6 protein-coding genes are annotated in these 9,617 nt (G+C 65.0%); 1 reads left to right on the top strand and 5 read right to left on the bottom strand.

Going from position 1 to position 9,617, the window contains the following annotated elements; genetic code table 11:
- Nucleotides 1–146 precede the first annotated feature (146 nt).
- From fusA to rpsL, 3 genes are all read right to left on the bottom strand, one after another.
- Nucleotides 147–2,228 carry an elongation factor G gene (gene fusA, locus AAC050_RS14080; protein ID WP_339915719.1) on the bottom strand — a complete coding sequence of 694 codons (2,082 nt, stop codon included), beginning with the start codon at nt 2,226–2,228 and terminating at the stop codon, nt 147–149.
- A 148-nt stretch (nt 2,229–2,376) separates the two neighbouring features.
- Nucleotides 2,377–2,850 carry a 30S ribosomal protein S7 gene (gene rpsG / locus AAC050_RS14075; RefSeq protein WP_300446425.1) on the bottom strand — a complete coding sequence of 158 codons (474 nt, stop codon included), beginning with the start codon at nt 2,848–2,850 and terminating at the stop codon, nt 2,377–2,379.
- A gap of 66 nt (nt 2,851–2,916) precedes the next feature.
- Nucleotides 2,917–3,288, bottom strand: a complete 372-nt coding sequence (gene rpsL, locus AAC050_RS14070) for a 30S ribosomal protein S12 (RefSeq protein WP_300446423.1) — start codon at nt 3,286–3,288, stop codon at nt 2,917–2,919.
- A 428-nt stretch (nt 3,289–3,716) separates the two neighbouring features.
- Between rpsL and AAC050_RS14065 the strand changes: the two genes are divergently transcribed.
- Nucleotides 3,717–4,418: a hypothetical protein gene (locus AAC050_RS14065; protein WP_339915718.1), complete on the top strand. Its 702-nt coding sequence runs from the start codon at nt 3,717–3,719 to the stop codon at nt 4,416–4,418.
- Between the two features lie 67 nt (nt 4,419–4,485).
- Here the strand turns inward: AAC050_RS14065 and AAC050_RS14060 are convergent, their stop codons facing one another.
- Together AAC050_RS14060 and rpoC are read right to left on the bottom strand one after the other, a co-directional pair.
- Nucleotides 4,486–5,178: a hypothetical protein gene (locus AAC050_RS14060; RefSeq protein ID WP_339915717.1), complete on the bottom strand. Its 693-nt coding sequence runs from the start codon at nt 5,176–5,178 to the stop codon at nt 4,486–4,488.
- Between the two features lie 147 nt (nt 5,179–5,325).
- Nucleotides 5,326–9,522, bottom strand: a complete 4,197-nt coding sequence (gene rpoC / locus AAC050_RS14055) for a DNA-directed RNA polymerase subunit beta' (RefSeq protein ID WP_339915716.1) — start codon at nt 9,520–9,522, stop codon at nt 5,326–5,328.
- Nucleotides 9,523–9,617 lie beyond the last annotated feature (95 nt).

The following is a 9,617-nucleotide window of genomic DNA, read 5'->3' as shown; positions in this document are numbered from 1 at the left end:
CAATCGTGCCGATGTTGCAATGCGGCTTGTTACGTTCGAACTTTTCCTTGGCCATTCTCTTCTCTCCGTCCCCTGAGCAGGGGGCTTATCCTTGGGTTTTCAGGGGCCCCGGCGGACCGCAGGTCCGCCGAAAGCAGGGGTTGGTATCAGGCGGAATATTTCTTGATCACTTCGTCGGCGACGTGTTGCGGCACCGGCTCGTAGTGGTCGTACTGCATCGTGAACTGGGCGCGGCCCTGCGACATGCCACGAAGCGTGTTCACATAGCCGAACATGTTGGCCAGCGGCACGAAGGCGTTCACGACGGTGGCGTTGCCGCGCATGTCCTGACCCTGGATCATGCCGCGACGGCCGTTCAGGTCGCCGATGACCGAACCGAGGTAGTCCTCGGGGGTCACGACCTCGACGGCCATGATCGGCTCGAGCAGCTTGGGCGAACCTTTTTCCTTCAGTTCGCGGAAGGCGGCGCGGGCCGCGATTTCGAACGCCAGCACGCTGGAGTCGACGTCGTGGTATTTGCCGTCCGTCAGGGTCGCCTTGAAGTCGATCAGCGGGAAGCCCGCCAGCAGGCCGCCGTCCTTGATGGACTCGAGGCCCTTCTGGACGCCGGGGATGTATTCCTTGGGCACGGCCCCGCCGACGATCGAGTTCTCGAACACGAAGCCCGAACCGGGTTCACCCGGCTCGAAGGTGATCATGACGCGGGCGAACTGGCCCGTACCACCGGTCTGCTTCTTGTGGGTGTAGTCGATGTCGACCTTGCGGCCGAGGCTCTCACGATAGGCGACCTGCGGCTGGCCGATGGTCGCGTCGACCTTGTAGGTGCGGCGCAGGATGTCGATCTTGATGTCGAGGTGCAACTCGCCCATGCCCTTGAGGATGGTCTGGCCGGACTCGTGGTCGGTCGAGACGGTGAAGGAGGGATCTTCCGAGGCCAGCTTGGCCAGGGCGACGCCCAGCTTCTCCTGGTCGGCCTTGGTCTTGGGCTCGACCGAGATCTCGATCACCGGGGCCGGGAATTCCATCTTCTCGAGAATGACGGGCGACTTGGTCGGGTCGCACAGGGTGTCCCCGGTGCGGGTGTCCTTCAGGCCGGCCAGGGCGACGATGTCACCGGCGTAGGCGACCTTGATGTCCTGACGGTCGTTGGAGTGCATCAGCAGCATGCGGCCGACGCGTTCCTTGCGGTCGCGGCTGGAGTTCAGCAGGCCCATGCCGGTTTCCATCTTGCCGGAATAGATGCGGCAGAAGGTCAGCGAGCCGACGAAGGGGTCGTCCATGATCTTGAACGCGAGAACCGACAGGGGCTCTTCGTCCGAGGCGTGGCGCACGACCGGCTCTTCGGTGCGGAAGTCGATGCCCGGCGTCGGCGGAATGTCGATCGGCGACGGCAGATAGTCGACCACGGCGTCAAGCAGGGTCTGGACGCCCTTGTTCTTGAAGGCCGAGCCGCACAGGATCGGATAGAAGGCCCCGGTCAGCACAGCCTTGCGGATGCATTTCTTCAGCACCTCGATGCTGGGCTCGGTGCCTTCGAGATAGGCTTCCATCGCCTCGTCATCGAGCTCGACGGCGTTGTCGATCAGGTACTGGCGGGCCTCGTTGGCCTTCTCGACCAGCTCGGGCGGGATCGGGCCGACAGTGAAGTTGGCCCCCAGGGCGTCGTTGTCCCAGACCACCGCGTTCATGGCGACGATGTCGACCAGGCCGGACAGCGAGCTCTCCGAACCGATCGGGAACTGGATCGGCACAGCCTTGGCACCGAGGCGGTCACGGATCGACTGGACCGAGGCGTCGAAATCGGCGCCGATCTTGTCCATCTTGTTGACGAAGACGATGCGCGGCACGCGGTACTTGTCGGCCTGACGCCAGACGGTCTCGGTCTGGGGCTCCACACCGGCGTTACCGTCCAGCACGGCCACGGCACCGTCGAGCACGCGCAGCGAACGCTCGACTTCAATGGTGAAGTCCACGTGTCCGGGGGTGTCGATGATGTTGAGGCGCTTCTCTTTCCAGAAGGCGGTCGTCGCGGCGGACGTGATGGTGATGCCGCGCTCCTGCTCCTGGTCCATCCAGTCCATGGTCGCGGCGCCGTCGTGGACTTCGCCGATCTTATGGTTCTTGCCGGTGTAATACAGGATCCGCTCGGTCGTCGTCGTCTTGCCCGCATCGATGTGGGCCATGATGCCGAAGTTGCGGTAGTCCTCGATCTTGTTGATACGGGCCATGAGAGCGTGCCTTGAAGTGAGTTCAGGACGCGTTTCGCGCCCTCGGGAAATGTCGGTCTGTGCGGGTAAGCGAGCGCGGGCGATTTAGCTCAAACCGCCCGCGCCGGATAGTCTCAGATAGGGATTCTAGAGGGCGCTTTGAAGGCGCCTACCAGCGATAGTGGCTGAAGGCGCGGTTGGCTTCGGCCATCTTGTGGGTGTCTTCGCGCTTCTTGACCGCGGTGCCGCGGTTGTTCGAGGCGTCCAGCAGCTCGGCGGCCAGTTTCTCGGTCATGGTGTTCTCACCACGCTTGCGCGCGGCGTTGACCAGCCAGCGGATGGCCAGGGCGCGGCGACGCTCGGGGCGAACCTCGACCGGCACCTGATAGGTGGCACCACCGACGCGACGCGAGCGGACTTCGACGGCCGGAGCCACGTTGTCGAGCGCGGTGTGGAAGGTGACGACCGGCTCCTGCTCTTTCTTCTTGTCGGCCAGGATCTCGAAAGCACCGTAGACGATGTTCTCGGCGACGGCCTTCTTGCCCTCGTACATGACGTAATTCATGAATTTGGTGACGATCAGATCCTTGAACTTGGGATCCGGCAGAACTTCGCGCTTCTGGGCGCGGTGACGACGGGACATGGAGTTGGCCTTCTAAATCGGTGTCGGACGGCCGGTGGAAACCGGCGAATGGGGTGAAGCGGTCGCTTATTTCGGGCGCTTGGTGCCGTAGTGCGAACGACGCTGCTTGCGGTCCTTGACGCCTTGCGTATCGAGCACGCCGCGCAGGATGTGGTAGCGAACGCCGGGAAGGTCTTTGACGCGGCCGCCGCGGATCAGCACAACCGAGTGCTCCTGCAGATTGTGGCCCTCGCCGGGGATGTAGCACACGGCTTCGATGCCGGTGGTCAGGCGAACCTTGGCGACCTTACGCAGAGCCGAGTTGGGCTTCTTCGGGGTCGTCGTGTAGACGCGGGTGCAGACGCCGCGGCGCTGGGGGCAGCCCTTCAGGGCGGGCACCTTGTTGCGGACCGGCTTGGGTTGGCGCGGCTTGCGGATCAGCTGGTTGATCGTGGGCATTAAGACTCGTCTCTTTCAATCGATGGAGGCGTGTGCCTTTCGGCCGGAGCGCCTCGGATACCTTCTTTTGGAGACCGCCTGACGACGATCCCCGGGGTTTGGATTTCGAGACGGGCGCGCGACAAACAGAAAAGCCGGAACGCGCGCTTCGGGCGTTCCGGCGGGCAACAGCCCGGTCGTTCGATTGTCACGATCCCGGACCGGCGGCGAACCGTCAGCCCTCGAAAGTCCGCGCCGTTTACGCTTTGACCGCCACGGGGTCAAGGGTCGGCCGCGATCGATACCGACCTCACCGTTCGGGAAATCGGCGGGACAACCTGAAAGTCGCCATGGTTTCCCGCTCAGGTCCAGGCAACGGGACGGGGAACGGTATGGCGGCGGGCGGACTCACAAGACCAGGGCTTCCCCGACGCTGGCGCAAGCCGGCGATGGTCGCCGCCTCCGTGGGTCTGCACGGTCTGGTGCTCGGCTATCTGGCCCTGACCACCGTGGGCGTCGCGATCGTCAGCCCCGATCTGCCGCGCCTCTTCATCCCGCTGCAGCTTGAGCCGCGCCCACTCCTGCCCGGCGAACGGGTCCGGGTGCCGACACCCCCACCACCACGCACGACGACCGCCGTCCGGACTGCACCCGCCACAGCCACGGCCACCCGACGCAAACCCGAGGAGGACGAGGCCCCGCCGACTCCCCCGATACCGCGTCTGGCCCTCCCCGCGCCCGGCGCACCGGTGATCGATGATGCCTGGCAGCTCCGCCCCCGCCTCCCCGGTGCCGTCGGCAATCTGCGGGCCGGATCGCTCGGCTGTCGACTGGGCCGCAGCCGGTTGACCCCGGCTGAACAGACCGCCTGCGACGATCGCTTCGGGGCCGCTGCCCTGAGCGCGGCCCCGGTCACCGGCAGTGGCAATCCGGCCCGCGATGCGCAGTTCGCCGCCGAGGGCGCACGGGCCCTGGCGGCCTATGAGCGTCGCCGTCGACCGCTGGCCGGAGGCACCGGCGTGGTCGGGCCCCAGGACGGTCCCGGTTCCAATTTCGGCATGGGAGTCGCCGGGGCTCTTCTCGATCCGTCGCTGCGCCCGGACTCGACCGAAAACATCCGCACCAACCGCCGCGACGGGCCGCGGGAATAGGTCAAAATCCTTCGCAGGCTCCGGCTGCTGCCCGGGGGCGGATGGCAGCCGGCGACAACTCGAGCCGTCAGTCCGGGTCGCTGGTCCGGGTCGCCGGCCTGAACAACGCATCGACCGAACCGCCATTGTCCCGGAGAGTCTGCTCTACCCGTTTGCGGCTGTCGTAATAGAACAGGGCGGGCGACCGACTGCCGTCGGACCGCAACCGCGCGGCCTCGGCGTCCGAGAGCGTGCCGCCGCCGGCGACGTGGTCGCAATAGCCCTCGATGGCCCAGACCGGGAATTGACGGTCTGCAAGCAGACCGAAGTGGGCGCGGACAAGCATATGCGTCCGCTCATGGGCGATGACGCCGCTCAGCGTCCGACTTCCGGCGACGGAGGCACCGTTCCACACCCTGTCGCTCGCAATGCTGGAACGGTTGACCACGATATGCCCGGCGAGCGGCCGGGTCAGGCCGAAGGCACCGCCGCCGCCCAATGAAAGCAGCCGCCACCGAACCCCTCCGTCCGTCAGGAAGATCGGGTGTCTCAAGGCCTCGGGGGTGAATATCGGGCTCTCGCGAACCCGGGCGTCGGCCCGGGCGACAACCTCATGGATTTCGGGCGGAATAGGCGTCGAGGAATATATCGGGGTCTCCCCCGCCATCGTCCGATAGGGAAAGCCGAGCATCCGGGGAAAGAACAGGCTCGCCGGCAGGTACAGGACAGCCGTGATCCCAAGCAGGGCCACAACGACCCAGAGCGTACGCTTCACCTTCATCAAGTCCCCCAGGGCCGTCTTCCCGGACGAAGCCTAGACTGAAAGTCCGACCTGACCCAATCCGCCTCCGAAAGCGGCCGCCGCGGAACGAAAAAGGGCGGCACCGTTTCCGGGGCCGCCCTCTTCAGTTCAGTCCGTAACTGCAGATCAGCTCGCGCTGCTCTCCAGCTCCAGGGCCAGGTCGGCCGGCAGCGGTTCGACCGCGGCTTCGCGAACCTTGGTCAGCTTGGCGTCACGCTCGTTGGCGACCTTCTGCAGGCTGCGGAGATAGGCCCCCGTGCCCGCCGGGATCAGGCGGCCGACGATGACGTTCTCCTTCAGGCCTTCCAGCGTATCGACCTTGCCGTTGACCGAGGCGTCGGTGAGGACGCGGGTGGTCTCCTGGAAGGACGCCGCCGAGATGAAGCTGCGGGTCTGCAGCGACGCCTTGGTGATGCCCAGCAGGACCGGCTGGGTGATGGCCGGACGGCCCTTGCGCTTCTCGACCTTGAGGTTCTCGGCCACGGCTTCCGCCACCTCGACCGTGTCGCCACGGATCAGGGTGGTCTCGCCGGAGTCGAGGATCTCGACCTTCTGCAGCATCTGGCGAACGATGACCTCGATGTGCTTGTCGTTAATCGGCACACCCTGCAGGCGATAGACTTCCTGCACTTCGTTGACGAGATACTCGGCCAGCGCCTCGACGCCCTGGATACGCAGCAGATCGTGCGGGTCCGGGTTGCCGTCGATGATGTAGTCGCCCTTCTGGATCAGATCGCCGTCGTGGACGGAGATATGCTTGCCTTTCGGGATCAGGAACTCGACGGGCTCGGCCTGGTTGCCATCGGCATCCGGCTCCGGCGTGATCTTGATGCGACGCTTGTTCTTGTAGTCGCGCCCGAACTCGACGCGGCCGTCCATCTCGGCGATGACCGCGCAATCCTTGGGACGACGGGCCTCGAACAGCTCGGCCACCCGCGGCAGACCGCCGGTGATGTCGCGCGTCTTGGCACCCTCGGTCGGGACGCGGGCGATGACCTCGCCCGGCTTGACCTGGTCACCGTTGTTCACGGACAGAACCGCGCCCACCGGCAGCAGGTAACGGGCGTCTGAACCCGAAGCCAGCTTGGCGTACTCCTCGCCGCTGGTGACACCGAGCGCGGGACGCAGGTCGGCCCCACGCGGGCTGGCCCGCCAGTCGGAGACGACGCGCTGGGCGATACCCGTGGCCTCGTCGGTCTCTTCCTTGACGGACAGGCCCTCGACCAGGTCCTCGAACCGGATCGCGCCGCCGACTTCAGTCAGGATCGGGCTGGTGTAGGGGTCCCACTCGGCCAGACGCTGGTTCTTCTTGGCCTCGGAACCCTCGATCACCCGCAGACGGGCACCGTAGGGGACCTTGTGGCTTTCGCGATCCTTGCCGTCGACGACGATGGTGATCACGACGTTGCGGCTCATCGCCACCAGATCGCCGTGCGCCGCCTTGACGGTCGGGCCCGTGATCCGGACGGTCCCGGGGTTGGTCGCCTCATAGAAGGAGGTCTCCGCCACCTGGGCCGTACCGCCGATGTGGAAGGTCCGCATCGTCAGCTGGGTGCCGGGCTCGCCGATCGACTGGGCGGCGATAACGCCGACCGCCTCGCCGATGTTGACGTTGGTGCCGCGGGCCAGGTCACGGCCGTAGCACATGCCACAGATACCGGCCTCGGCCTCGCAGGTCAGGCCCGAACGGACCTTGACCGACTGAACGCCGGCGGCGTCGAGGATGTCGACCTCTTCTTCTTCCAGATAGGTGTCGGCCTTGAACAGCACCTTCTCGCCACCCGGCTCCTTGATGTCCTCGGCCGCATAGCGACCCAGAACCCGCTGGCCCAGGGAGACGAGAACGTCACCGCCCTCGACCACGGCTCGCAGGGTGATGCCCCGGGTCGAACCGCAGCTTTCCTCGGTGACGATGGAGTCCTGCGCCACGTCGACCAGACGACGGGTCAGATAACCCGAGTTGGCGGTCTTCAGCGCGGTGTCAGCCAGACCCTTACGGGCCCCGTGGGTGGAGTTGAAGTATTCAAGAACGGTCAGGCCTTCCTTGAAGTTCGACACGATCGGCGTCTCGATGATCTCGCCCGAAGGCTTGGCCATCAGGCCGCGCATGCCGCCCAGCTGCTTCATCTGGGCCTGTGAACCACGGGCACCCGAGTTGGCCATCATGAACACCGAGTTGATGTCCGGGGCCTGACCCTTGATCAGCACGCGCGGCTGCGCGATCTCGGCCATCATCTCGTCCGCGACCCGGTCCGTGGCCTTGGCCCAGGCGTCGACGACCTTGTTGTACTTCTCGCCCTTGGTGATCAGGCCGTCGGCGTACTGTTGCTCGTACTCCTCGACCAGGGTGCGGGTTTCAGCGACGATCTCGACCTTCTTGGCCGGGATCACGATGTCGTCCTTGCCGAACGAAATGCCGGCCTTGGCGGCTTCACGGAAGCCCAGGCCCATCATCTGGTCGGCGAAGATCACCGTCGCCTTCTGACCACAGTGGCGATAGACCACGTCGATCAGATTGCCGATTTCCTTCTTGGTCAGGTTCTTCTCGAGCAGGCGGTAGCCGACGTTCGGATTCTGCGGCAGCAGCGCCCCCAGCTTCATCCGGCCCGGGGTGCTGTCGATGACCCTGGTCACGACCTTGCCCTCGGCGTCCTGTTCGGTCCAGCGCGCCTTGATCTTGGTGTGCAGGGACACGACACCGGCGTCGAGCGCGGCATCAATCTCGCCCATGTTGGCGAACAGCTTGCCTTCACCCGGCTCACCGTCCTTGACCAGCGACAGGTAGTAGAGACCCAGCACGATATCCTGCGAGGGCACGATGATCGGCTTGCCGTTGGCAGGCGACAGGATGTTGTTGGTCGACATCATCAGCACGCGCGCTTCCAGCTGGGCCTCGAGGCTCAGCGGGACGTGCACGGCCATCTGGTCGCCGTCGAAGTCAGCGTTGAACGCGGCGCAGACCAGCGGGTGCAGCTGGATGGCCTTGCCCTCGATCAGCTTCGGCTCGAACGCCTGGATGCCCAGACGGTGGAGCGTCGGCGCGCGGTTCAGCATGACCGGGTGCTCGCGGATCACCTCTTCGAGGATATCCCACACCTGGGGCTGTTCGCGCTCGACCATGCGCTTGGACTGTTTGACGGTGCCCGACAGGCCCTTGGCGTCAAGGCGCGCATAGATGAACGGCTTGAACAGCTCGAGCGCCATCTTCTTGGGCAGGCCGCACTCGTGCAGCTTCAGGTCCGGACCCACGACGATGACCGAACGGCCCGAATAGTCGACGCGCTTGCCGAGCAGGTTCTGACGGAAGCGGCCCTGCTTGCCCTTGAGCATGTCGGCCAGCGACTTCAGCGGACGCTTGTTGGCACCGGTGATGACCCGGCCACGACGGCCGTTGTCGAACAGGGCGTCGACCGACTCCTGCAGCATCCGCTTCTCGTTGCGGATGATGATGTCCGGCGCACGCAGCTCCATCAGGCGCTTGAGGCGGTTGTTCCGGTTGATGACCCGGCGATACAGGTCGTTCAGGTCGGAGGTGGCGAAACGGCCCCCGTCCAGCGGCACCAGCGGACGCAGTTCCGGCGGGATCACCGGCACCACCGTCAGCACCATCCACTCGGGCTTGTTGCCACTGTCGAGGAAGGCCTCGATCAGCTTCAGACGCTTGGACGCCTTCTTGGCCTTCATCTCCGACGGACTGTCGGCCAGCTCACCGCGGTGACGCTCGGCCTCGGCATGAAGGTCGATGCCCATCAGCAGATTGCGCACAGCCTCGGCACCGATCTCGGCGGTGAAGCCGTCATCGCCGAATTCGTCCTGGTAGTGGTAGTACTCGTCTTCCGTCAGCAGCTGGCTCTGCTTCAGCGGGGTCAGGCCCGGCTCGGTGACGATGTAGTTCTCGAAATACAGGACGCGCTCGACGTCCTTCAGCGCCATGTCGAGCATCAGCGAGATGCGCGACGGCAGCGACTTCAGGAACCAGATGTGGGCGGTCGGGCTGGCCAGTTCGATGTGGCCCATCCGCTCGCGCCGAACGCGGGCCAGGGTGACCTCAACGCCGCATTTCTCGCAGATAATACCCTTGTACTTCATGCGCTTGTACTTGCCGCACAGGCATTCGTAGTCCTTGGTCGGGCCAAAGATACGGGCACAGAACAGACCGTCACGCTCGGGCTTGAACGTACGATAGTTGATGGTTTCCGGCTTCTTGATCTCACCGAAGGACCACGACCGGATCTTCTCTGGCGAGGCCAGGGCGATCTTGATCTGATCGAAGGTCGGAGTGACCGGGAGCGGGTTGAAGATGTTCAGGACTTCCTGGTTCATCTTGGTTCCTTACTGCGGGATACCCCGGAAACGGGGGCCGCGAAATTAGATAAAGACGAAGAGAGCGAGCGACCGTCCCTCCCCGCTTGCGCAGG

Origin of the sequence: uncultured Brevundimonas sp. (assembly GCF_963974615.1) — a bacterium.
Classification (GTDB): domain Bacteria; phylum Pseudomonadota; class Alphaproteobacteria; order Caulobacterales; family Caulobacteraceae; genus Brevundimonas.
This window is presented reverse-complemented; position numbering and strand designations above follow the sequence as displayed.

What these genes read in the sequence shown, in the direction of transcription:
- fusA (WP_339915719.1), bottom strand. Translation starts at nt 2,228, where the DNA reads ATGGCCCGTATCAACAAGATCGAGGACTACCGCAACTTCGGCATCATG.
- rpsG (WP_300446425.1), bottom strand. Translation starts at nt 2,850, where the DNA reads ATGTCCCGTCGTCACCGCGCCCAGAAGCGCGAAGTTCTGCCGGATCCC.
- rpsL (WP_300446423.1), bottom strand. Translation starts at nt 3,288, where the DNA reads ATGCCCACGATCAACCAGCTGATCCGCAAGCCGCGCCAACCCAAGCCG.
- AAC050_RS14065 (WP_339915718.1), top strand. Translation starts at nt 3,717, where the DNA reads ATGGTCGCCGCCTCCGTGGGTCTGCACGGTCTGGTGCTCGGCTATCTG.
- AAC050_RS14060 (WP_339915717.1), bottom strand. Translation starts at nt 5,178, where the DNA reads ATGAAGGTGAAGCGTACGCTCTGGGTCGTTGTGGCCCTGCTTGGGATC.
- rpoC (WP_339915716.1), bottom strand. Translation starts at nt 9,522, where the DNA reads ATGAACCAGGAAGTCCTGAACATCTTCAACCCGCTCCCGGTCACTCCG.